Origin of the sequence: Mesorhizobium sp. M1322 (assembly GCF_040318085.1) — a bacterium.
Lineage (GTDB): Bacteria > Pseudomonadota > Alphaproteobacteria > Rhizobiales > Rhizobiaceae > Mesorhizobium.
The window spans coordinates 41,261-63,158 of sequence record NZ_JAMYLP010000026.1; the positions used below are offsets into that span (position 1 = coordinate 41,261).

The following is a 21,898-nucleotide window of genomic DNA, read 5'->3' on the forward strand; positions in this document are numbered from 1 at the left end:
CCAGGCATGGCGAAGCGCATTGTTTTTCACATTGCCAGTCTCAGGGGCGGCGGCGCCGAGCGTGTCTTCGTCCTCATGGCAAATGAATTGGCATCACGTGGCCACGATGTCACACTTTTTACCTGGAACGCTGAAGGACCCAACGCCGCGCTGCGCTCCCCCGCGGTGCATCTTGTCGATTTCGACCTTCCCATCCGGGGCGAGGGTTACGGCAAGTGGGAGACGCTGAAAGGCATCGTGCGAAGCGCACGTTTGTTCAACCGGCTTGGTCCCCATGCGGTCTATAGCGCCCCGGAATTTGCCAATCTGGTCGTGGCGCTGGCGCTTCTCTTGGCGCGAAGCCGAGCGCGGTTTTTTCCAAGCTTCCACGCAGCGGCCTCACTGCCTTCCAGCAGCCTCGGCGCGAGAATAGCGGTCTGGCTTTCCGCGCTGGTTGCAGCACGAGCAACCAAAGCCATCGCCGTCTCAGTGGGTGTCGGCCGCGACATTGCGGCCCGCGGCTTTCCACAATCCAAGGTTGTCGTCATCAACAACCCGCTGCCGCCGGATGCGGCGCTCCAGCAAGATTCTTATGCCTGGCAGGCAGAGCTGGCAACGCTGGGCGATGGCCCGGTCATCGCCACCGCTGGACGCCTGGTGCCGGTCAAGGATCATCGGACCCTGCTCCGAGCTTTCGCTATCCTGCGCGCCGGCCGCCGCGCTCGGCTTGTGATCTTCGGCGAAGGTCCGCTGGCTGCGGAGTTGCGCACCTATGCCCAGGAAGCTGGTATCGTCGCCGATGTGCTCTTTGCTGGCTACGTCAACGATCCCGCGGCCTGTTATGCCGCAGCCGATCTGTTCGTCCTTTCCTCGACGAGCGAGGGTTTTGGCAATGTGTTGGTCGAGGCCATGGCTGCTGGCGTGCCCGTAGTCTCCACAGATGCGCCGCATGGCCCGCGCGAGATTCTCGGGGACGGCCGTTTCGGCGCCTTGGTGCCGGTCGGCGATGCCGCGGCCCTGGCAAAGGCGATGGCTGATATGCTGGACCACCCCACTTCTGCCGCCATCCTGAAAAGCAGGGCAGCGGATTTCGAAGTTGAAAAGATCGGGGATCTATACGAAGCGGTGCTTTAGCCAGGGAATTTCGCACTGGCGTCGATTGATGCCAGCCGCTATCGCCATTCGCGCGACACCGCAATCTGATAGCAGCGATGAAGAGAAGCAGCGGGTCGGTCACCGCGGCGGGTAGCGGGCGGGCAGCCGCACGGCGGTTCTTTTTAACGGAGTGTTCGAATGAGACATGTGTGGCGTTGGTTCGGCCCGGTCGACAAGGTGACGATCGCGGATGCGCGTCAAGCCGGGGCGCAAGGCATCGTCTCGGCTCTTCACCATGTTCCTCACGGCGCCGTCTGGCTGCCCGCCGAAATCGAAAAACGTCAGCGCGAAGTCGCGTCTTTGTCGGATGGAAGCGCAAGCGATCTAAACTGGGAGATTGTCGAAAGCCTGCCGGTTTCCGAAGCGATCAAGACGCAGGTCGGCGAGTGGCGCAGCCATATTGCCAACTACATTACATCGCTGGAAAACCTGGCGCGGGCCGGCATTTCGGTCATCTGCTACAATTTCATGCCCGTGCTCGATTGGACCCGCACCGATCTTGCCTGGCGCCTGCCGCATGGCGGCACCACCATGCGCTTCGATCTGATCGACTTCGCCCTATTCGACATCCATATCCTGAAACGCCAAGCGGCGCTCGGCGATTACACACCGGAGATCGTCTCCGAGGCGGAGCGCCGATACGCGCAGATGGATGACGGTGCGCGGAAGATTCTGGCAAGAAGCGTCAATTCCGGTCTGCCCGGCTCGACCGAAGATACGTCTCTCGACGGTCTCGCGGCTCAACTGTCTAGTTATGACCGCATCGACGCAACAACCCTGCGCCAGCATTTCGTCGATTTCCTGGCGGAGGTCGTGCCCACGGCCGAACGCCTCGGCCTGCGTCTCTGCTGCCACCCCGATGATCCGCCGTTTCCGCTGCTGGGCCTGCCGCGCGTCATGTCGACCGAAGCCGACTATAGGTACATTCTGGACGCAGTCGACAGCCCGGCCAACGGCGCGACACTGTGCACCGGATCGCTCGGCGCAAGACCGGATAATGATCTGCCCGGCATGATCGAGCGGATGGGACCAAAAATCCACTTCGCGCATCTGCGCAATGTGCGCAAGGAAGAAGCCGGCACCCCCTGCTCGTTCCACGAGGACGAGCACCTTGCCGGCGACACCGACATGGTGGCGGTGGTGGCGGCGCTGCTCCACGAGGAAGCGCGGCGTAAGAAGGAAGGACGCCCGGACGCCGTCATCCCGATGCGCCCCGACCATGGCCAGGATATCCTTGATGACCTGACGCGTGGGGCCCAGCCCGGCTATCCGGCCATCGGTCGGCTCAAGGGATTGGCCGAACTCCGCGGCGTCGAACATGCCATTCGAAGGTCGACAACAGCTTAGTTCGCCACGGGCCGGCCTCGCCTCCCGGCGCAGTTCAATGAGCCGCAATGGTTTCCAAAGCAGTTCGGCCGCGGAAGCCGTCCGAAATTAAATTATTCGCCAGGCATCGCCACGGCTTCCGTGATTGTCGTTAGCTGCTGGGTTCGGAAATAGCGTGCAGCTTCCCCTTGGCGTTCACTTCGTACATCGTAGTGCCATCGACAAAAACTTTCTGGCAAACCCATTTACCCTTAGGTGTTTTTTCTGCGCAGCTAGTGTCACCTCTTACCACCCAGTCGTTTTCGAATTTCCCCTTTTGGCCCTTATATTCGAATGTACCTTTTACTTTCTTCGTGTTCCAGTTCCAGTTGGTGGTTGCAGTGATCGGCGCGTCGGCGTCAACGATTTTCACGTTGAACTTCTTGCCATCTAGAAATTCCGGTATCTGATCACCCGTCAACTGCTTGGCGCTCTTTGGCATCTCCTCAGCTTGGGTAGCGGCTGAGCTTAAGGAAAGAGTCGACGCAAGCACTACGATGTAAACACGCTGCATAACTTCCTCCCACGAAAAGGAACGACACGACAGGAAATCCTGGTTTGTGCAGAGCAGATAAACGCAGACCCTGGCCTGACGCATGGTGCGTATGCAGGTTGATACTCTAGAGGAAGGGCACAGGCGGTCCGCAACCAGTACTCGCTAACATTCCATCGAATTCGACCATTGGGCGCTCCGCAGCGGGCCTCCGGCTAGATGGCACCTTTTCACCCATTTGCGCGGACTTGTGTATAATAGCGGCTTGCGGCTTGAGTCCGATTGCAATCCGCTGGGTTACGCTCGTTATTGGTCCACCCGCAGCCGGTGTTGAAAAGAACTCCAGGAGGCGGTTGGGAATTCATATCCTGGGAGGAAACAAAGATGAGAAACTTCGCCGCCGCTCTGGCCGCCGCCGCAGCCGCCACGCTGTATTCGTTCGCCGCGGGGGCGCAAGCCTATCCCGAACGCACCATCACAGTCGTGGTGCCGTTTTCGGCCGGCGGCCCGACCGACACGGTCACGCGCCTCGTCGCGGAAGCCATGTCGAAGGATCTCGGCCAGCAGATCATCGTCGAGAATGTCGGCGGCGCCGGCGGCACACTGGGCGCCGGTCGCGTCGCGAACGCCGAGCCGGACGGCTATACGCTGCTCCTCCATCACATCGGCATGGCGACAAGCGCCACGCTATACCGAAAGCTCGCATATGACACGCTGAACAGCTTCGAATATGTCGGCCTCGTCACCGAGGTGCCGATGACCATCGTCGGCCGCAAGGACCTCGAGCCGACAGATCTGAAGGGACTGGTCGACTACGCCAAGGCCAACAAGGACACCGTCACCGTCGCCAACGCCGGCATAGGCGCGGCCTCGCATCTGTGCGGCATGCTGTTCATGAGCGCGATCGGCACGCCGCTGGTCACGGTGCCTTACAAGGGCACCGGTCCGGCCATGACCGACCTTCTCGGCGGTCAGGTCGATATCATGTGCGATCAGACGACCAATACCACCAAGCAGATCCAGGGCGGCACCATCAAGGCCTACGCCGTCACCTCGCCGGAACGCCTCGATGTTCTGGCGGACGTCCCGACGACGACGGAAGCCGGTCTCCCGGAGGTGCAGGTCGGCATCTGGCACGGCCTCTACGCGCCCAAGGGCACGCCTGCCGAGGTCACCGAGCGCCTGTCGAAATCGCTTCAGGTCGCACTGAAGGATCCGAACGTCGCCGCCCGCTTCGCCGAGCTCGGCACCAAGCCGTCGTCCGACGCCGACGCGACGCCGGCCGCGCTGAAGGCCAAGCTGGAGGGCGAGATCGCGCGCTGGAAGCCGGTCATCGAAGCCGCCGGCCAGTACGCTGACTGAGGTGTCCAACCGGGGCGCCCCCCGGCGCCCCGTTTCGCTTCGGCCCCGTTTTCGCACTGCACCGGCGCGCCCGCGGCGCGGGCCTGGGAGGACGACATGAAACCTTTCACAATCGACACGACCAACGGCGTATGCGCCGCGCTGTTCATCTTTCTCGGTGCATTTTTTGCGCTGCAGTCGCTCGATCTCGAAATCGGCACCGCCTTCCGCATGGGACCGGGCTATTTCCCGCTGGTCCTGGCGATCGTGCTGATCCTGCTCGGCGCCGTCATCCTCGTCGAAGCGGTGCGCTTCGAGAGCGAGCCGATCGGCCATATAGCCTGGCGCGGCATGCTGTTCATCCTCCCTGCCCCGATCTTCTTCGGCCTGACAGTGCGCGGCCTCGGCTTCATCCCTTCGATCTTCCTGACGGCGCTGATCGCATCCTTTGCCAGCGGCCGCATGAGGCCGCTGACCGCGCTCGTGCTCTCCGCCGGCCTGACGCTGTTTGCGTTCCTCGTCTTCAGTTACGCGCTCGGCCTGCCGTTCCGGCGCTTCGGCCCGTGGCTGCCCTCATGGCTGGTATTGTGAGGGGCTGAACATGGAACTCCTCGACAACCTCGCGCTCGGCTTTTCGACGGCTACGTCGCTGGCAAACCTTGGTTTCTGTCTGATCGGTGTCCTTCTCGGCACGTTGATCGGCGTCCTGCCCGGCATCGGCGCCACCGCAACTATCGCCATGCTGTTGCCGATCACCTTCCAGATCGGCGACCCGGTTTCCTCCCTGATCATGCTCGCCGGCATCTATTACGGCGCGCAATACGGCGGCTCGACCACCGCCATTCTCATCAACATGCCCGGTGAATCCTCGTCAGCCGTCACCGCAATCGACGGCTACCAGATGGCCAAGAACGGCCGCGCCGGGGCGGCACTCGCCATCGCGGCGATAGGCTCGTTCTTCGCCGGCACCGTGTCGACCTTCCTCGTCGCCGTCTTTGCCCCGCCGCTGACGGCGATCGCGCTGCAATTCGGCGCGGCCGAGTATTTTTCGCTGATGATCGTCGGCCTTGTCTCGTCCGTCGCGCTCGCCCACGGCTCGATTGTCAAGGCGCTGGCGATGGTCGTGCTCGGCCTGCTGCTCGGCATTGTCGGCACCGACATCTACACCGGCACGCCGCGCTTCACGCTTGGCATCCGCGAATATGCCGACGGGCTGAATTTCGTCGCGGTGGCGGTCGGCGTCTTCGGCGTTGCCGAAATCCTGCGCAACCTCGAAAACGAGCACGAGCGCTCCGTGATGATCCGAAGTGTCTCCGGCCTGATGCCGACCCGCGAGGACTTTCGCCGCATGGCGGCGCCCATCGTGCGCGGAACGATCATTGGTTCGGCGCTCGGCATCCTGCCGGGAGGCGGCGCGATCCTTGCAGCCTTTGCTTCCTACACGGTCGAAAAACGTATTTCCAAAAACCCCGGGGAATTTGGCAAGGGCGCCATCGAAGGCGTCGCCGGGCCGGAATCGGCCAACAATGCCGGTGCGCAGACCTCCTTCATTCCGATGCTGACGCTCGGCATTCCGGCCAACCCGGTGATGGCGCTGATGATCGGCGCGATGATCATCCAGGGCATCGTGCCCGGCCCCAATGTCGCGATCGAACAGCCGGCGCTGTTTTGGGGCATCATCGCCTCAATGTGGATCGGCAATCTGATGCTGATCATCTTGAACCTGCCGCTGATCGGGCTTTGGGTAAAACTCCTGACGATCCCCTATTACGTGCTCTTCCCGATCATCATGGCGTTCTGCTCGATCGGCGTTTACAGCGTCAACACCAACGTCTATGACCTCTACGCCGTCGCCTTCTTCGGCTTCCTCGGCTACCTCCTGACCAAGCTGCGCTGCGAACCCGCGCCGCTGCTGCTCGGCTTCGTGCTCGGGCCGCTGCTCGAGGAAAACCTGCGCCGCGCCATGATTCTCGCGCGCGGCGACCCGAGCACCTTCGTGACGAGGCCGATCAGCGCCGGCCTGCTCTTCATCGCGCTCGCCGTGCTAGTCATCGTCTTCCTACCGGCGGTCAAGAAGAAGCGCGAAGAAGTATTTGTGGAGGAGAATTAGAGCATTTTGCAGCCAAGTGGGATCACTTGGCGTCGCAGAAATGCGGCTAAAACAAATAGCTAGAGCGGAATGCCTCGTTCAATTTTGAACGCATCCCGCTCCAGCGAAAGTCACGCGGCCGCCTCGCCACGGGCGCGGCCACCGACGCGGGCTCCGGTTTCCGAATCGAACAGAAAGACCGCGGTGTCCTGGAAAGTGATGCCGATCGGCTCATCCATATCGTAGTGCGCCGATTTATCGGCCTTGACCGTTACGGTGGCCCCGCCGAATTGGCAGGTGATCAAGGTATGATCGCCGATCAGTTCCACAGCGTAGACCCGCGCGGCAATCTTGCCCGCCGATGGGCCCGTGACCCGGCAATCCTCGGGCCGAAGGCCGGCAGTGACCTTTTTTCGGCTCTCGGCAACGCTGGTCGCAAATCGTCCTTCCGGGCAGGCGAAGCTACCCTCGACCAACTCGCCCTGGAGAAAATTCATCGGCGGCGAACCGATGAAGCCGGCGACGAACAGGTTCGCCGGATCGTCGTAGATCTGTCGGGGCGTCGCGATCTGCTGCACGACACCGCGGTTCATGATGGCAACACGGTGAGCCAAGGTCATCGCCTCGATCTGATCGTGGGTGACGTATATCGTCGTCACGCCCAGATCGGCCTGCAGGCGTTTCAGCTCCGAGCGCATGTGGCCGCGCAGCTTGGCGTCCAGATTGGAGAGCGGCTCGTCCATCAGGAAGACGCTCGGCCGCCGCACCATGGCGCGGGCGAGCGCGATGCGCTGCCGCTGACCGCCGGAAAGCTGCCGTGGATAGCGATCGAGGAACTCTTCGAGATGAACTTTGACGGCAGCGCTGCGGACGGAGGCGTCGCGCTCAGTGCGCGGCACGCCCCGCAGCTTCAGCGGATATGCGATGTTCTCGGCGACCGTCATGTGCGGATAGAGCGCGTAGGACTGGAACACCATCGCCACGTCGCGATATTTGGGCAGCACGTGGGTGACGTCGCGGTCGCCGATGAGGACGCGGCCGGAACTCACCGATTCAAGCCCGGCGACCATGCGCAGTGCCGTCGTCTTGCCGCAGCCCGAAGGGCCGAGCAGCACCAGGAACTCGCCGTCCGCTATCTCCAGGTTGAGCCCTTTGACCACCTCGACCGCGCCGAAGGATTTATAGATATCGGACAGGGTGACCCGCATATCGACTAGCCCTTCACTGCGCCGACCAGCAGCCCGCGCGCGATGTGCTTCTGCAGGACGGTGGAGATGACGATCACCGGGGCGATCATCACGGTGATCAACACTGACATGTTCCACCATTGCGGCCCGCGGGTCGTGTTCTGGGCCGATACCAGCACCGGCATGGTCTGCGCATCGGCATTGGAAAGGAAGAGGGCCAGCAGATACTCGTTCCAGGCAAGGATCAGCACCAGCAGGAAGGTCGCGACCAAGCCGGAACGCACCAGCGGCAGCGCGATGGTGAAGAAAACGCGAAACTTGGAGGCTCCGTCTATCTGTGCGCTCTCCTCAAGGTCGAGCGGGATGCCGGCGAAGAAATCGCGCGTCAGCCACACGACGATCGGCAGGTTGATGGCGGTGTAGGTGGCGATCAACGCCACCTGCGTGTCAAGCAGGCGCATCTGCTGGAACATCACATAGATCGGCAACACGGCGACGATCGGCGGCATGATACGGTTCGAGATGATCCAGAACTCAATGTCGTTGTTGCCGACCGCAAGCTCCGTGCGCCCAACGAGCGTGAACAGCGCAATGATGAAGAGAGCCGCCGCCACGACAATGGCGATCTCCCACCGCACGCCGAAAGTGGCCACCGCCACGATGATTGCGGTGAGCAGGATCAAGAAGATCGCAACGGCGGCGAACTTCACCTGGAAGCGGATACGCACGAGCGCGTAGGCCGCCAGCGAACCGATCAGGACTGCGAGCAACGTGCTGGCCACCGCGACAACGACGGAATTCATATATGGGCGCAGCGTGTAATTCTGCACGAGCATGAAGTCCCATGCCTGCAGCGAAGGGGCAAAGTCGACGAACGGGAGATAGAACGGCCCGTTGTCGACCTCCCCAGGCCCCTTGAAAGACGTGATGAACACCCAGTAGAGAGGAACCACCACAACCAGCGTCCACAGGAACAGCAGCGCATAGGTCACGATCCTGGCGACCGGCGCCTGGCTGTCGATCGAGGCCGGCTCGAACAGCCGGCGCGCCAGGGAGCGCGGCTCGGCGCTCATGCTTCGAACCGGCGCGCCGGCCGGACCACGAAATTGAAGAACGAGACGCATACGATGGTCGAGATGAAGAGCAGCATGTAGCCGATAGCGGCCGAGCCGCCAAGATCCTGGGTGCGCCAGGAAATGAAGGAATGGAGCGTCATCGATTCCGTCGCCAGGCCAGGGCCGCCGCCGGTGAGCACGTTCGGCAGGTCGATGATCTTGAAAGCCTCGATGAGGCGGATCAGCACGACGGTAGCGGCAATCGGCGCGATCGCTGGCCAGGTAATGTCGCGAAAAATCTGGAACCCGTTGGCTCCGTCGAGCCGCGCCGCCTCGACCTGATCGCGAGGCTGATTCTCAATGGCCGCCAGCAGCACGATGAACATGAACGGCGTCCACTGCCAGGTGTCGCCGACCAACACCATCAGCCGCGCCGACCAGGCCTCTGTTGCCCACGACCACTCGCTGATGCCGAAAGCGCGCACGAGCGGGGCGAAAGGCCCCTTCTGCATGTCGGCGAGCATGCGAAACGTGTAGGCGATGCCGACCGGGGTTACCATCAGCGGGATGAAGAAAAGCACGCGAAAGAAATTCCTGCCGCGGATAGGCTGGCCGCAGAGGAGCGCGAGGCCGAGCCCCAGTGCGAACTGCACGGACACGCCGACGAACACGTAGAGAAGCGTGTTGACGACAGTCCCCGGCACGCCGCCCGGCGCCATGGTGGCCAGCGCAAGGATCGCCAGGCTCATTGCCATTGCCGTCGCGAGAAGGCGACCAACCATGCCGGCGATCGTCGGCCTGCCACGCCAGAGATAGCGGGCGAGAAGAAAAAGCAGCCCTGCCGCGATCAACGCCAGCAAAGCCCATTGGACAAAGCCGAACGTGCCCAACTTGCCGAGCAGGTGATACTGCTGCGAGCCGACCAGCAGCTTGCGGAAGTTCAAAAGTCCGATGAATTTCAGCGTGAATCCGCCCGACGCGAGCGCAAAGCGCGAAAGCGCGAGATAGGCCGAGATGATGAGCGGAAAAATTGCGAAGCAGAGAAGCACGACGACGGCTGGAAGCACCATGATCCGGCCGGAGTGACCGTCCAGCCATTCGGCCCAGCTACGACGGTCGGCAGCTTCTGGCATAGTGTCGGTTGCGGTCATCATAACCCGGGAAAGTGGGGCAGGTATGAGACCCGGCGCGGACCGATGCCACGCCGGGTCGATTGCTTGGCTGCCTATTTGGCGCCGATGGTCGCCTTGTAAAGTTTGAGCTGCTCGTCTTTGCCAATCTCTTCGTTCAGCTCATTCCAGCCTTCCTCGACCGCCGCGACGGTCGCTTCCTTGTCGATTTCGCCGGCGAGGAAGCGCGACACCGCCTCGTCCAGCACCACCTGCTGATACTTCTGATTTTGTGGGATACGCAGGTCGAGGATCATGTTCGGGCTGCTCATGCTGTCGTTGATCGCGCCCAGGTAGACTTTGGCCTCCTCCTCGCTCATGCCGGCCTTCTTCCAAAGGTCGCTGTAGCTGAGCTGCGAGGTGCGGTACGGGTTGAAGCCGGTGCCGCCGACGGTCACGTCGGCATTCGACTGCGCCGGCTGCGTCATGAACGAGAAGTACGCGTAGGCGGCGTCCTTCACCTTCGGATCGGCCGCCGCGTTGATGCCGCCGCCCCAGCCGCCAAAGGCGGCGAATGGTGCGTGGTTCACGCCGTCGATCGCGTGCGGGCAGTTTTCTGCCGTGCAGGCCTCGAGCTTGCCGGTGTCCCAGTTCAGGACCTCCTTGGATCCGGGCATGATCGCCGCGCCCCATTTGCCCATCACCTTGGACTGCGCCGGATCGATCGAGATCGTGCCGACATCACCCCAGTCGAGGTTCAGCGCACAGCGGCCGGAAGCGAAGAGCGGCCTTGTGTCGCTGACATCGAGGTTCAGCTCGTCCGGCGGGCCGTATTTGGTCGATTCAGACAGGAAGTCGAGCGCCTTGCGGAAGGCGTCGTTGTTGACGAGCGGCGTCATGTCCTTGGTGTTGAAGAAAGTGCCCTGGCTGGTTCCCTTGGACTGGGTCATCGAGCCGACCACATCGGTGACGAACCAATAGCTCTGCGCGTTGCGCTTCTTGGCGATGCACGAGCCGAAATCCGGCGTGCCATCGCCGCTCATGTCCTTGCCATGCGTGGCCTTGGCGACTTCGAGATACTCGTCCCAGGTTTTCGGCACCGCCAGGCCGGCCGCTTCCAGCACGTCCTTGCGGTAGTACATCATATGGAAGTCGCCATCGAGCGTGATCATGTAGGTCTTGCCGCTGTACTTCTCGGAGAAGTCCCGGAAGAACGCGCCCACATCCTCCTGCTGGATGTCCTTGTCGGCCTCGACCCGCGGCGTCAGGTCCTCGAGGTAGCCGCCGGCGATGTAGTCGACCATCCATTGCGGGGCGAACACGCCGGCGTCCACCGAGTTGGTGCCGCTCGCCCAGTCGGTGAGGATCTTTTGATAGAGATCCGAGAAGGGCACCGCGATGACATTGATCTTGGCGCCGGTGAGCGCTTCGAACTCGGGCGCGCGCCTCTGTAGAGGCTCCTGAATCGCACCGGTCTGCGTAATAACGTTCACGGTAACTCCCGCAAACGGCTTGTCCTGCGCGAAGGCAGGTGCGCCAACAAGCGCAGAAAAGGCCGAAAAGCCGGCCAGAAAGGCCCCAATTCTCATCAGACTTCCTCCCATATTGACCGGGACTTGTTCGTGCGAACCAGCTGCCGGTATCTCCGTCGGTTGCCGTCGCCAGAGCACGGCACCAACGCTCCTCAAATACACAATATCGGCATCACACAGCGAGTCCAGTGCCATGCCACTACGGAAGATGAGGTACCTCGGGGCTTCCCGGCTGAGGCATATCGCCCTAAGCGCGCAGCGGTTTGAGCGCGGCGCCGCTAGGAGACCGCTCGATCTTCTGAGAAAATCCCACCGCGTCGACAATCCCGTCACCGGTGCTCACCACCGTCGGCATGGGCGTCACTGCAAGTTGGTGTGGCGGAACAACATCAGTCTGTGCGCGTCGGGTATCTGTTGCGCCATGAAGAGCACAACGCTGTCGAGCAGGATCAGGCAGGATTGCTCGAACAGGCTGCCGCCAAACTGTTTCGATTTCTCGACAGGGATATGCAGCGTGACATCGGCAATGCCGGCCAGGGTCCCCGCCGGCTTATGCGTCAGCGTAACGATCTTGGCGCCTTCCGCCTTGGCGATGTGGGCAAAGCCTGTACTGACCGGTGTCTCTCCAGAGCCGGAGATGATCAGCAGCGCATCGCCCTTGCGGATCGACGGCGCCGATACCTCACCGACGAAATGCACCGCTCGGCCAAGATGCATGAAGCGCATCGCGCCCATCTGCGCGACAAGGCCGGAGCGTCCCTGACCGGAAAAGAACCATCGCTGGTGGGGATCATCGAACGCCTGCACCAGCCCTGCAAAGGCGTCGGCGTCGATCCGGCCAAGAACATCGGCTATCTCCTGTCCCACGGCCAGCCACGGCCTGGATTGGGCAATCTGTCGCGAATCCATCGGGCTACCTCTTTCGGACTTGCGGATTCTGTGATGGCGCTGCCAACCACTAGGATTTCGGGCTCGACTGCGATCACCGCTTCCAGCGTGTCGGGGCCGATCCCGCCGGCGAGCGAAACCAGAAAGCCGCGATCGTGCATCTTCCTCACGGCTTCGATATGTGACGTGGAGGTGTTGCCCGCCAGCCGCGCATCAGTTGGCGAGTGGACCGCGACGTAACGGAAGCTTTCGGGGAAGACAGCATTCAAGGGAAGCAATTCTGCCTTGCCCGCCTCGGTGATGGTGTCGACGACAACCGTCGCGCCGAAGGCGGAGGCACGTTTTCCGACCGCCTCATGCGTGGCGGACGAAGCACAGGACAGGACCGTCATGAACGCGGCACCGGCGCCGAATACCATATCCGCCTCGAGCTGGCCGCCGTCGACGGTTTTGGTATCTGCCAACACCATGACTTCAGGGCAGAGTTCGCGCGCCGTGGTGATGGCAGAGAGGCCGAGGCGTTTCAGCAACGGCGTGCCGATCTCGATAATGTCGGCAAATTCCTTCATCTGCGGGAGCAGAGCCAGGTGTTCAGGCTTGTCGAAGGCGACTTGGAGGAGCAAGGCGGTTCTCTCGATTGCTTAAGACAGCGGATGCGGCATGACGACAACGGCCAACCTGCTGTCGTGTGCTTCGTAGTCGAAATCTGCCATAATCCAGCAACCTCCAACTGGGTCTGCATAGGGAGAGCAAATCGTACCCTGTAAAGCAAGTGTAGTTCTTATCGAAAGCAGGAGGTACGGGTCAGATCAGCGCCGACGCCAACAGAATGCAATGAGGTAGTCCTTTGACGAGATTGTTTGAGCCCATGGGATGCAAGGTCGATCTGTCGACCGGTGCGATGGCAAATGCAACCGGCAGCTACCAGAAGCGCTTCCGCGATCTGGACGGACTCTATGCTGACGCCGCGGCCTTCGAAGCCATGTGCGCGACATGGGGCGAGCGCATCGTCTACGAGGTCTCCGAGTTCCGACCGACCGACCAATCGGGCGATCTGATTTTCGGCGTCACGCGCATGGCGCCCGGCAGGGTCGGCAACGAGTATTTCATGACGCGCGGTCATATCCACAACCAGGCTGACCGGCCCGAAATTTATTACGGACAGAAAGGCCGCGGCCTCATGCTGATGGAATCGCCGGAGGGCGAGGTCCGGATCGTGCCGGTTGATGCGCAGACCGTCTGTTACGTCCCCCCGTTCTGGATCCACCGCTCGATCAATGTCGGGGAAGACGATCTGGTGATGCTGTTCTGCTACCCCGCCGATTCAGGGCAGGACTACGAGATCATCGCAAAATCGGGAGGCATGCGCTCGCGCGTCGTCGCCGGCGATGGAGGCTGGAGGGAGGTCGACAACCCGGATTGGCGACCGCGTGACGCGAAGCTGATCTCCGCCATCTATGGGCAACAATCCCGCACGGTGCCGGCATGAAGGCTCCCTTCGAGATCGCTGCTTCACTCGGCACCGCTGCGGCTGTGCTGCACGCGAGGGAAATCCGGGAGACCGGCAAATGAGCCGCTATCGGCCGGCTGCCCAGCCGACATTCTATTTTATCGGCGTCACAACAACGAGCAGTTCGATCATGCGGGTTTTCCCAGACTGGGCGCGCCACCTCGGTCTGAAGGATGCGGTTCTTAGGGGCATCGACTTTCCGCTCCATGCCGATCCGGAGGCGTACCGGGAGTGCGTCTCCTTCATAAAATCCGATCCGCTGTCGCTTGGCGCGCTCGTCACCACCCACAAGATCGATCTCTTCAACGCAACGCGCGACCTGTTCGATGTGATCGATCCGCTCGCTCGCCTGATGCACGAGACCAGCTGCCTGTCGAAGCGGGGCAGCAAACTGATCTGCCATGCCAAGGATCCGATCTCTTCGGGCCTCGCGATAGATGGTTTCATCCCGGCGGGATATTTTGCGGACACGGGCGCCGAAATCCTGTCGATGGGCGGCGGCGGATCGACGATTGCGATCACCTGGCACCTGATGCGCAAGGAACGTGGCGCCGACGTACCTTCGCGCATCGTTGTCACCGACCGCTCGCAGCCGCGTCTCGACGAAATCGAGCGCATCCACAAAGACATGATGTCGACGGTCAAGTTCGAGTATGTCCTGGCAGACCGACCCGAGCTCAACGATGAGACGTTGGCGGCGCTGAAACCCGGCTCGCTGGTGATCAACGCGACGGGACTTGGCAAGGACGCCCCAGGCTCGCCGATCACCGATGGCGGCGTGTTCCCCAAGCGCGCCATTGCCTGGGATCTCAATTATCGCGGCGACCTGATCTTCCTCGACCAGGCAAGACGGCAGCAGGCCCGACGGCAGTTGCAGATCGAGGACGGTTGGACATATTTCCTGCATGGCTGGACGCAAGTGATCGCAGAGGTCTTCGACATCGCGATCCCGGTGTCGGGCCCGGACTTCGACAAAATTTCGCGTATCGCCATCGAAGCGGCGAAGAGCTAATGCCGTGGAACGCATTCTCGTCACGCCCGCTCGCTCTGATCGATAGACAGAGGATCACATGTTTTCCCAACTCAGGACTGTGACGAAATGAGCGGCGAGCTCTTCCTCGCCATCGATATCGGCACCGGCAGCGTCCGCGCCGCACTGATCGATGTCACCGGCAAGATCCTCGAACTTGCGTCGCGAGAGCACGACCAGATCGTGCCGGAGTTCGGCTGGGCCGAACAGCGGCCGGCCGACTGGTGGGAGGGTGCGCGAGCGAGCGTCAAGACGGTGCTGGACCGCCTCGATGGCACCCGCGAAAACATCTCCGCCATCTGTGTCTGCGGGCAGATGCACGGGCTGGTCCTGCTCGACGCGCACGGAGCGCTGACCCGCGACACGGCGCCGCTCTGGAACGACAAGCGCACCGTTGATCTCGTACGTCGCTTCGAGGAAGCAAACGAGCCGGACAGCTACCTGCCTGAAAGCGGCAACACGCCGACCCCTGCATGGCCGGGCTTCAAACTGCAATGGGTCCGAGACAACGATCCCGCCGCATACGCCCGCAGCGCAGTCGCCATCATGCCGAAGGATTACATCAACTACCGGCTGACCGGCGAGATTGCCATGGATACAGGCGACGCGTCCTGCAGTTTCCTGATGAACCCAGAGCGGCTCGACTGGTCGCCGGCGATGATCGAGCGCATGGGTCTGGACGCCGCCAAGCTGCCGCCGATCCGCAACCCGCTGGATATCCTCGGCCACGTCACCGAACAGGCGGCGCGCGACACCGGCCTGCGGTCTAAAACCCCCGTGCTGGTCGGCGGCGCCGACTATCCGGTGGCACTGCTCGGCTCAGGCGCTTGTCGGCCGGGAATGGGTTCCGACAGCACCGGCACTGGCGCCATCATTACGGCGATCGCGGAGAAGCCGCTGCTTGATCCGGAAATCTCGAACGTTGCGACGATCGAAGGCAACTGGGCGCAGTTCGTGCTGCTGGAGACTGGCGGCGACGGCATGCGCTGGGCACGCCGCGCCTTTCACGACAACGCGCTGTCCTATGACGAGATCGTCGCCCGCGCCGCCGAGGCGCCTGCCGGTTGCGACGCGTTGCTCTTCATGCCCTTTCTCACCGGCGAGCGTCTCGGGCGCCATCGCAACGCCCGCGCACAGCTCTTCGGATTGGGCGCCGCCCATGGCATGGAGCATCTGCACCGCTCGATCCTGGAAGGCATCGCCTTTGCCATGACGCGCCACATCCGCATCATGGAACACGCGTCAAACAAGCCGCTGGAGCGCGTTGTCGCCGCGGGTGGCGGGGCGCGCGCCGAACTCTGGCTGAAGATCAAGGCGAGTGCCTTCAACATTCCGATCCTGGTTCCGCGGGAGCCTGAATGCGGCATTGTCGGCTGTGCCGCGATGGCCGCGACGGCGACCGGCCGCTTCTCGCGCGTCGAACAGGCGGCCGAGCGCTTTGTGAGCTACGGCGCCGAAATCCTGCCGGACCCCAGATGGGCCGAGACCTACAGGCGCACCCAACCCGTTTTCGACCGGCTCTACCTTCACAGCCAGGCGCTCTACGACGACCTCGACGCACTGGCGGCCGCCACGCAGCCGACGCAGCCGTGACGCATCTCAGGCCTGTGGAGCCGTGCCTGCAGCGACAGACTTGGCAATCACGACGCATCCCGTCTGGAGTGCATCGGACGATTGTCTCAGTTGTGGCGGATTTCCGTTCCCAGCACCTTCAGGCACTCGCGGATGAACGCGGCAAGTGCGGTCCAGCCCTTTGCCGAGACCATCGTTCCGTCGACATAGGCCTCAGTCGGGGACAGGTCGATATAGGTTCCACCGGCGAGGGTCACTTCCGGCTCGCAGGCAGCCAGCGCACCTACTTTCTTGCCACGCACGACGCCGTCGACCGCGATCAGGATCTGGACGCCATGGCAGATCGTAAAGATCGGCTTCTTGTTTTCGTGGAAATGGCGGACGATTGCCTGCACGCGTTTATCCGTGCGGATGTACTCGGGGCCACGACCGCCCGCGCAATAGACGGCGTGATACTGGTCGAGCTGTTTCTCCGCCTCCGAAAAGGTCTTGTTCATCAAAGCATAGTGGCCGGCCTTTTCGGTGTAGGTTTGGTCACCTTCGAAATCGTGCAGTGACGTCTTGATCAGGTCTCCAGCGTTCTTGTCAGGGCAGACAACGTGGACGATGTGGCCGACGGCCTCCATCGCCTGCTGATAGACGAAGATCTCATATTCTTCGGTAAACTCACCGGTCAACATCAGTATTTTCTTGCCTGGCATGGTCGGCTCCTCGTTTTGTGGATGGAAGGGTTTTGTGAATGGAAGTCAGGCGGGCATTGCACTCGCCCGGCGGCGCGGGTCTCAGAAAAGAGGATCCGGGATGTCCCGGGCGTTTGCTTGCGAGATCAACGGTGCATCCAGATTGACGGCGCCGCTCCCGATGTGGACGGTGACTGACATCGTGACAGTCTCAATCGAACGCCAGCAACAAACGATCACGAGAATGCTCGATATGACGGCGCATCGCCTGTTCCGCCGCAGCGGGGTCGGAGGCGGCGAAGGCGGCCAGGATGGCCTCATGCTCGTCGAGCGCTTCTTCGGTAACGCGCGAATGGAACATCAGGCGAAAGATGTGGAAGTGCGTATGCTGGAACGCGAGAGTCTCGCGCACGAGTTCATTGTTTGCGAATTCCATGATCCTGTCGTGGAAAATGGCGTCCTGCCGGGCGAAGTTTGAGTAACGCAGGCGTTCATCCTTGCCTTCGCGGCGCGCCATGCCCCCTGCGGACTCCCGAAGCACCGCAAGTTTCGTCTCATCCATCAATGCGGCTGCTTTGGCTGCCCCATGCGGCTCGAGCAGCAGGCGAAGCTCATAGAGTTCGTCAAATCGGCGCTTGGTTATCTGCGGTGCGGCGCGGTAGCCGATCAAATGTGTCTTCAGCACAAGGCCTTCGCCTTCAAGGCGGCCAAGCGCTTCACGGATCGGCGTGTGGGATACATCGAGCTCCTTGACCAGACTGTCGACGGTGATTCGTGAGCCAGGCGCGATCTTCAGCGACATGAGTTGCGCGAAGATCGCTTCATACACGTCCTCCACCAGGCTGTTGGATCGCTGGATGCGTCCGCTGGCGGGGTCGACTTCTCGGCCATTGCTTAAGTTCGTGACCTGCATCTTTGCCTCTTGACAGGATCACTGGCTAACACGATGCTTCGCTCAATACAATCCTATATCCTATACGATTTAATAGAGGATATTTTTCTAAAGCCTCAACGAGCTTTCGCTTTCCACTCCCAACCTCATCGAGAGACGCTGAACATGAGCCTTTTCGCTGCCATAAGGCTGCCGCGTGAAATCCTCTTCGGGAAGGGCCAGCGCCATGCCATTCCAACCGTTGCGGCCAGGCTGGGCCGTCGCGCTCTTGTCTGTACGGACGAGCGCTTTGCCGCAACTGTCGCCTTCGCAGAGATCATGGCGGCGCTCGAGGGCGCATCGATCGATGTGCTGGTGCACGACCGTGTGCTGCCCGATGTGCCACGAGACACGGTTGTCGTCTGCGTCGAGGAGGCGCGAGAGTTTGCGCCGGACATGGTGATCGGCATCGGAGGCGGCAGTTGTCTCGACATGGCCAAATGCGCCGCGTTGCTCATCAGCCACGGCGGCCTGCTCCAGGATTACTACGGCGAGTTCAAGGTGCCTGGTCCGACTCTGCCGGTGATCGCGGTGCCAACGACAGCCGGCACCGGCTCGGAAGTGACCCCTGTCGCGGTGATTTCCGATCCGGATCGCACCATGAAGGTAGGCATCTCCAGCCCGCATCTGATCGCGGCAGCCGCCATCTGCGACCCGGAACTGACGATGACATGTCCCCCGGGACTGACGGCGATCGCGGGCGCAGACGCGCTGACACATGCGATCGAGGCTTTTACCGCCGTCAGGCGCGGCACTGACCCCAGCCTGCCGCAACAGATGTCTTCATCGGCAAGAGCGCGCTGACCGATCATTTTGCGCTGCTCGCGATCAAGCTGCTTGGCCGCAGTCTCGATAAGGCATACCGCGACCCCGACGACGAGGACGCTCGGGCCGATGTGATGATGGGCGCGCTCGCAGCCGGCTGCGCGTTCGGTACGGCCGGAACGGCGGCGGCGCACGCGGTGCAATATCCGGTCGGCGCCCTTACCCACACCGCTCATGGGCTGGGTGTCGCCACCATGCTGCCGTATGTCATGAAGTACAACCGGGCCGCCGCGGCCGCCGAGATGACCGAGATCGGCCTTGCCCTCGGTCTCGACGGGAGGGACCGGAGTACCGGTGAGATGGCCGACGCGACGATCGACGAGATCGGCCGGCTGTTTGGATCGATCGGGATCACGCCTACGCTGGCCAAGCTCGGGCTTCCCGCCGACAAGCTGGATTGGACGGCCGAACAGGCGCTCGGCATTGACCGACTCATCAAGAACAATCCGCGTCCATTCGATCTGGCAGCCATGCGGGGCCTGATCCAGGCCGCCTATGATGGCGACCTCGCCGCCTGTGTCATGTGAGCAATCGAGGAGCAGGCCATGAACATATCTCATCAGGTGCTGGAGGACGATCAGGACATTGCCGACTTCCATAGATTCTCCCACGGCTTGTATATCGGCGGCCAATGGAGGCAATCCGCCGACGGCAGGGAAATCCAGGTCGTGGACCCTTCCACGGAAGCGGTGATCGCCGCGGTTCCCGATGCGACGATCGAAGATGCCGCGGCCGCCGTGGAGGCTGCGGCCAAGGCCGCCGATAGCTGGCGCACAACGGCACCCCGCAAGCGTTCCGAAATCCTCAGACGTTGCTTCGAGCTGATGACGCAACGTTCCGAGACGCTGGCAACGCTGATCTCGCTGGAAAACGGCAAGGCACTCCGGGACGCGCGAGGCGAGATCGCCTATGCTGCGGAATTCTTTCGCTGGAATGCCGAGGAAGCCGTTCGCATCACCGGTGAGTTCGGAATTGCGCCTTCCGGCACCAACCGCATCGTGGTTGATTACGAACCGATCGGCATCTGTATCCTTCTCACACCCTGGAATTTTCCTGCAGCCATGGCAACGCGCAAGATCGCGCCAGCACTCGCCGCAGGATGCACGGTCATCCTCAAGCCGGCCAGTGAAACCCCGCTTACCGCTTACGCGCTTGCCGCACTCTATGAGGAAGCGGGTGTCCCACCGGGGGTTGTCAACGTTCTGACAACCTCCAATCCCGGCCCTGTGACGGCCGCGATGCTGGCCGATCCGCGGGTGCGGAAACTCTCCTTTACCGGTTCGACCGGTGTCGGGCGCGTTCTGCTGGCCGAGGCTGCAAAGCATGTGGTTTCGTGTTCGATGGAACTCGGCGGCAACGCGCCATTTCTTGTGTTCGATGACGCGGACCTCGACGCGGCGATCGATGGGGCGATGGTGGCGAAGATGCGCAACGCCGGCGAGGCCTGCACGGCTGCAAACCGCATCTATGTCCAGTCTGGCGTTTACGATGCCTTTGGCGAAAGCCTGGCCAGGCGGATGTCGGCACTCAAGATCGGCGCTGGTACGGACGCGGCCACGGAGTGCGGGCCGATGATCACCAGGAAGGCGGTCGACAAGATCGACCGTCTGGTCAACGATGCTGTCGCCCGTGGCGCACGGGTGCTGTGCGGGGGCAAGGCAGGCTCGGGAACGGGATACTACTATCCACCGACCGTGCTCTGCGACGTCCCGGCCGAGGCGGAGATGGCGCACGAGGAAATTTTTGGGCCGGTGGCGCCGATCTCGAAATTCGAAACGGAAGCCGACGTCATCACGCGCGCCAACGACACCGAATACGGTCTTGCCGCCTACATCTACACGCGCGATCTTGCGCGTGGAATGCGGGTGGCGTCCAAGATCGAAGCCGGGATGATCGCTCTCAACCGCGGCTTGATGTCCGATCCGGCAGCACCCTTCGGTGGGGTCAAGCAGAGCGGCCTCGGCCGCGAGGGCGGCCAGCATCACGGCATTGCCGAGTTCATGGAGGCGAAATACCTCGCCATCAGCATCTGAGTGGAGGAAGAGTGCAAAGCGATCCGTTCCGCATCCGCGACCACGTCGCGGATTTTGACAAAATCGTGCAGGACATCGTTCACCGCAGCGAGGCCGTCCGCGCAACCATTCCAATGACTGCGGACGTTGCCTATGGGCCGGATCAGACCGAAACGATCGACCTGTTCTTTCCCTCGGGCAAAAGAAGCGGCCTGCCGGTGCATATGTTTATCCATGGCGGCTACTGGAGAATGTTCTCCAAGCGCGACTACTCATACGTCGCGACGACGATTACCCAGGCGGGTGCGATTGCCGTCATCGTCGACTATGCTCTGATGCCCAAGGTCAGAATGGCTACGATCGTCGACCAGGTGCGCCGCGCCAAGCAGTGGGTTCTGGCCCATATCGCCGACCATGGCGGAAACCCTGCAGGACTGACTGTCAGCGGTCATTCGGCCGGAGCACATCTTTCAACGTTTCTGTTCAACAGCGAGAATACCCCCTCGAATGTCCGGGCAGCTCTTCTGCTCGGCGGGCTCTACGATTTGAAACCGCTCCAGAACTCCTTTCTCGCCAACGAGATTGGAATCACCGATGAGGAAGTCGCCATGTTTACACCTCTTGCCTATCGGCATGATCCTCAAACCAAGGCGACGGTTCTGGTCGGAGCTAATGAGACGCCGCCTTTCCATCAGCAAGCAGATCGATTCAAAGAGAACCTGCTGCAGCAGGGCTCGCCGGTAACGTCGCTTGTTCTCGCGAACCGCAACCACATGGACAGTGTCAGAGATCTCGGCGTGCCTGAGAGCCAGGCGGGTGATTGTCTGACGAAACTGATTGCAAACGACCGCCGCTAACCCCCTGCAGACATGCCGGCCATCACCCGTGGCGGCTTGACCGCGATGCCATCAGCAGCACGCCTCAGCGACGGAAAAGAACCTCACCCATTCCGAGCACCGCGTTGTCACCGCCATATTTTTGCGGCGCATTGCCCAGCAGCGGCCGTTTCAAAATACCCTCGGCGATCAGATGGCGATCGATGACGGCGGCGAAAACGCTCTCTGGCGCGCCGCATTCGACGAAACTCGGCGACAGGCTCTTCGGCGCGCGATCGAGCAGGATCGAACCGCGACGCATCAGATAGC

General features: G+C 61.9%; 19 protein-coding genes and 2 pseudogenes. 11 read left to right on the forward strand and 10 right to left on the reverse strand.

The genetic code is table 11. The features are described from left to right. The first annotated feature begins 6 nt into the window (after positions 1-6). Both NKH12_RS12680 and uxuA read left to right on the forward strand, forming a co-directional pair. Complete coding sequence (locus NKH12_RS12680; RefSeq protein WP_352953420.1) at positions 7-1,113, forward strand: glycosyltransferase; 1,107 nt, start codon at positions 7-9, stop codon at positions 1,111-1,113. Between the two features lie 159 nt (positions 1,114-1,272). Beyond that, a complete protein-coding gene (uxuA, locus tag NKH12_RS12685; protein WP_352953421.1) occupies positions 1,273-2,481 on the forward strand; it encodes a mannonate dehydratase in 1,209 nt (402 codons plus the stop codon). Positions 2,482-2,611: 130 nt separating this feature from the next. Here uxuA and NKH12_RS12690 read toward each other — a convergent pair whose 3' ends face one another. Continuing rightward, positions 2,612-3,013 carry a hypothetical protein gene (locus tag NKH12_RS12690; protein ID WP_352953422.1) on the reverse strand — a complete coding sequence of 134 codons (402 nt, stop codon included), beginning with the start codon at positions 3,011-3,013 and terminating at the stop codon, positions 2,612-2,614. A 363-nt stretch (positions 3,014-3,376) separates the two neighbouring features. Here NKH12_RS12690 and NKH12_RS12695 point away from each other — a divergent pair, with 363 nt between their 5' ends. The 3 genes from NKH12_RS12695 to NKH12_RS12705 all read left to right on the forward strand — a co-directional run bounded on the left by NKH12_RS12695 (position 3,377) and on the right by NKH12_RS12705 (position 6,443). After that, positions 3,377-4,354, forward strand: a complete 978-nt coding sequence (locus NKH12_RS12695; protein WP_352953423.1) for a tripartite tricarboxylate transporter substrate-binding protein — start codon at positions 3,377-3,379, stop codon at positions 4,352-4,354. Between the two features lie 96 nt (positions 4,355-4,450). Further along, positions 4,451-4,924 (forward strand): tripartite tricarboxylate transporter TctB family protein, encoded by a 474-nt coding sequence (locus NKH12_RS12700; RefSeq protein WP_352953424.1) that lies wholly within the window; start codon positions 4,451-4,453, stop codon positions 4,922-4,924. A 10-nt stretch (positions 4,925-4,934) separates the two neighbouring features. Then, positions 4,935-6,443 carry a tripartite tricarboxylate transporter permease gene (locus NKH12_RS12705; RefSeq protein ID WP_352953425.1) on the forward strand — a complete coding sequence of 503 codons (1,509 nt, stop codon included), beginning with the start codon at positions 4,935-4,937 and terminating at the stop codon, positions 6,441-6,443. A gap of 110 nt (positions 6,444-6,553) precedes the next feature. Here the strand turns inward: NKH12_RS12705 and NKH12_RS12710 are convergent, their stop codons facing one another. The 6 genes from NKH12_RS12710 to NKH12_RS12735 all read right to left on the reverse strand — a co-directional run bounded on the left by NKH12_RS12710 (position 6,554) and on the right by NKH12_RS12735 (position 12,816). After that, positions 6,554-7,630 (reverse strand): ABC transporter ATP-binding protein, encoded by a 1,077-nt coding sequence (locus NKH12_RS12710; RefSeq protein ID WP_352953426.1) that lies wholly within the window; start codon positions 7,628-7,630, stop codon positions 6,554-6,556. 5 nt (positions 7,631-7,635) lie between these two features. Continuing rightward, a complete protein-coding gene (locus tag NKH12_RS12715) occupies positions 7,636-8,682 on the reverse strand; it encodes a carbohydrate ABC transporter permease (RefSeq protein ID WP_352953427.1) in 1,047 nt (348 codons plus the stop codon). Beyond that, entirely contained in the window at positions 8,679-9,797 is a 1,119-nt protein-coding gene (locus tag NKH12_RS12720) for a carbohydrate ABC transporter permease (protein WP_352953428.1), read from the reverse strand. Before NKH12_RS12720 ends, NKH12_RS12715 begins: the two co-directional genes overlap by 4 nt. A 92-nt stretch (positions 9,798-9,889) precedes the next feature. Next, positions 9,890-11,362: an ABC transporter substrate-binding protein gene (locus NKH12_RS12725; protein WP_352953429.1), complete on the reverse strand. Its 1,473-nt coding sequence runs from the start codon at positions 11,360-11,362 to the stop codon at positions 9,890-9,892. A gap of 303 nt (positions 11,363-11,665) precedes the next feature. Then, the gene (locus NKH12_RS12730) at positions 11,666-12,172 is read right to left on the reverse strand and encodes an SIS domain-containing protein (protein ID WP_352953430.1); all 507 of its coding nucleotides are present in this window, start codon (positions 12,170-12,172) and stop codon (positions 11,666-11,668) included. Further along, complete coding sequence (locus NKH12_RS12735; RefSeq protein ID WP_352953431.1) at positions 12,157-12,816, reverse strand: orotidine 5'-phosphate decarboxylase / HUMPS family protein; 660 nt, start codon at positions 12,814-12,816, stop codon at positions 12,157-12,159. The genes NKH12_RS12730 and NKH12_RS12735 overlap by 16 nt, the downstream gene beginning before the upstream one ends. 224 nt (positions 12,817-13,040) lie before the next feature. On the opposite strand from NKH12_RS12735, the gene NKH12_RS12740 reads away from it, so the two are divergent. The 3 genes from NKH12_RS12740 (at position 13,041) to NKH12_RS12750 (ending at position 16,326) form a co-directional block, all read left to right on the forward strand. Continuing rightward, positions 13,041-13,682 carry a glucose-6-phosphate isomerase gene (locus tag NKH12_RS12740; protein ID WP_352953432.1) on the forward strand — a complete coding sequence of 214 codons (642 nt, stop codon included), beginning with the start codon at positions 13,041-13,043 and terminating at the stop codon, positions 13,680-13,682. Between the two features lie 79 nt (positions 13,683-13,761). Next, positions 13,762-14,715 (forward strand): shikimate dehydrogenase, encoded by a 954-nt coding sequence (locus NKH12_RS12745; RefSeq protein ID WP_352953433.1) that lies wholly within the window; start codon positions 13,762-13,764, stop codon positions 14,713-14,715. A gap of 87 nt (positions 14,716-14,802) precedes the next feature. After that, positions 14,803-16,326: a xylulokinase gene (locus NKH12_RS12750; RefSeq protein ID WP_352953434.1), complete on the forward strand. Its 1,524-nt coding sequence runs from the start codon at positions 14,803-14,805 to the stop codon at positions 16,324-16,326. Positions 16,327-16,412: 86 nt separating this feature from the next. Here NKH12_RS12750 and NKH12_RS12755 read toward each other — a convergent pair whose 3' ends face one another. Further along, positions 16,413-17,006, reverse strand: coding sequence for a DJ-1/PfpI family protein (locus NKH12_RS12755; RefSeq protein WP_352953435.1), 594 nt, complete (start codon positions 17,004-17,006; stop codon positions 16,413-16,415). 190 nt (positions 17,007-17,196) lie between these two features. Further along, entirely contained in the window at positions 17,197-17,898 is a 702-nt protein-coding gene (locus NKH12_RS12760) for a GntR family transcriptional regulator (RefSeq protein ID WP_352953436.1), read from the reverse strand. Positions 17,899-18,042: 144 nt separating this feature from the next. On the opposite strand from NKH12_RS12760, the pseudogene NKH12_RS12765 reads away from it, so the two are divergent. From NKH12_RS12765 to NKH12_RS12775, 3 genes and pseudogenes are all read left to right on the forward strand, one after another. After that, positions 18,043-19,268: pseudogene (locus NKH12_RS12765) on the forward strand (iron-containing alcohol dehydrogenase). Between the two features lie 18 nt (positions 19,269-19,286). Beyond that, the gene (locus NKH12_RS12770) at positions 19,287-20,774 is read left to right on the forward strand and encodes an NAD-dependent succinate-semialdehyde dehydrogenase (protein WP_352953437.1); all 1,488 of its coding nucleotides are present in this window, start codon (positions 19,287-19,289) and stop codon (positions 20,772-20,774) included. Positions 20,775-20,785: 11 nt separating this feature from the next. Then, positions 20,786-21,610 (forward strand): alpha/beta hydrolase, encoded by an 825-nt coding sequence (locus tag NKH12_RS12775; protein WP_352953438.1) that lies wholly within the window; start codon positions 20,786-20,788, stop codon positions 21,608-21,610. A 64-nt stretch (positions 21,611-21,674) separates the two neighbouring features. Here the strand turns inward: NKH12_RS12775 and NKH12_RS12780 are convergent. Continuing rightward, a pseudogene (locus NKH12_RS12780) lies at positions 21,675-21,898 on the reverse strand (formylmethanofuran dehydrogenase subunit C); the annotation flags it as partial.

What these genes read in the sequence shown, in the direction of transcription:
- NKH12_RS12750 (WP_352953434.1), top strand. Translation starts at nt 14,803, where the DNA reads ATGAGCGGCGAGCTCTTCCTCGCCATCGATATCGGCACCGGCAGCGTC.
- NKH12_RS12715 (WP_352953427.1), bottom strand. Translation starts at nt 8,682, where the DNA reads ATGAGCGCCGAGCCGCGCTCCCTGGCGCGCCGGCTGTTCGAGCCGGCC.
- uxuA (WP_352953421.1), top strand. Translation starts at nt 1,273, where the DNA reads ATGAGACATGTGTGGCGTTGGTTCGGCCCGGTCGACAAGGTGACGATC.
- NKH12_RS12725 (WP_352953429.1), bottom strand. Translation starts at nt 11,362, where the DNA reads ATGAGAATTGGGGCCTTTCTGGCCGGCTTTTCGGCCTTTTCTGCGCTT.
- NKH12_RS12710 (WP_352953426.1), bottom strand. Translation starts at nt 7,630, where the DNA reads ATGCGGGTCACCCTGTCCGATATCTATAAATCCTTCGGCGCGGTCGAG.
- NKH12_RS12770 (WP_352953437.1), top strand. Translation starts at nt 19,287, where the DNA reads ATGAACATATCTCATCAGGTGCTGGAGGACGATCAGGACATTGCCGAC.
- NKH12_RS12720 (WP_352953428.1), bottom strand. Translation starts at nt 9,797, where the DNA reads ATGCCAGAAGCTGCCGACCGTCGTAGCTGGGCCGAATGGCTGGACGGT.
- NKH12_RS12680 (WP_352953420.1), top strand. Translation starts at nt 7, where the DNA reads ATGGCGAAGCGCATTGTTTTTCACATTGCCAGTCTCAGGGGCGGCGGC.
- NKH12_RS12745 (WP_352953433.1), top strand. Translation starts at nt 13,762, where the DNA reads ATGAGCCGCTATCGGCCGGCTGCCCAGCCGACATTCTATTTTATCGGC.
- NKH12_RS12755 (WP_352953435.1), bottom strand. Translation starts at nt 17,006, where the DNA reads ATGCCAGGCAAGAAAATACTGATGTTGACCGGTGAGTTTACCGAAGAA.
- NKH12_RS12760 (WP_352953436.1), bottom strand. Translation starts at nt 17,898, where the DNA reads ATGCAGGTCACGAACTTAAGCAATGGCCGAGAAGTCGACCCCGCCAGC.
- NKH12_RS12700 (WP_352953424.1), top strand. Translation starts at nt 4,451, where the DNA reads ATGAAACCTTTCACAATCGACACGACCAACGGCGTATGCGCCGCGCTG.
- NKH12_RS12690 (WP_352953422.1), bottom strand. Translation starts at nt 3,013, where the DNA reads ATGCAGCGTGTTTACATCGTAGTGCTTGCGTCGACTCTTTCCTTAAGC.
- NKH12_RS12695 (WP_352953423.1), top strand. Translation starts at nt 3,377, where the DNA reads ATGAGAAACTTCGCCGCCGCTCTGGCCGCCGCCGCAGCCGCCACGCTG.
- NKH12_RS12705 (WP_352953425.1), top strand. Translation starts at nt 4,935, where the DNA reads ATGGAACTCCTCGACAACCTCGCGCTCGGCTTTTCGACGGCTACGTCG.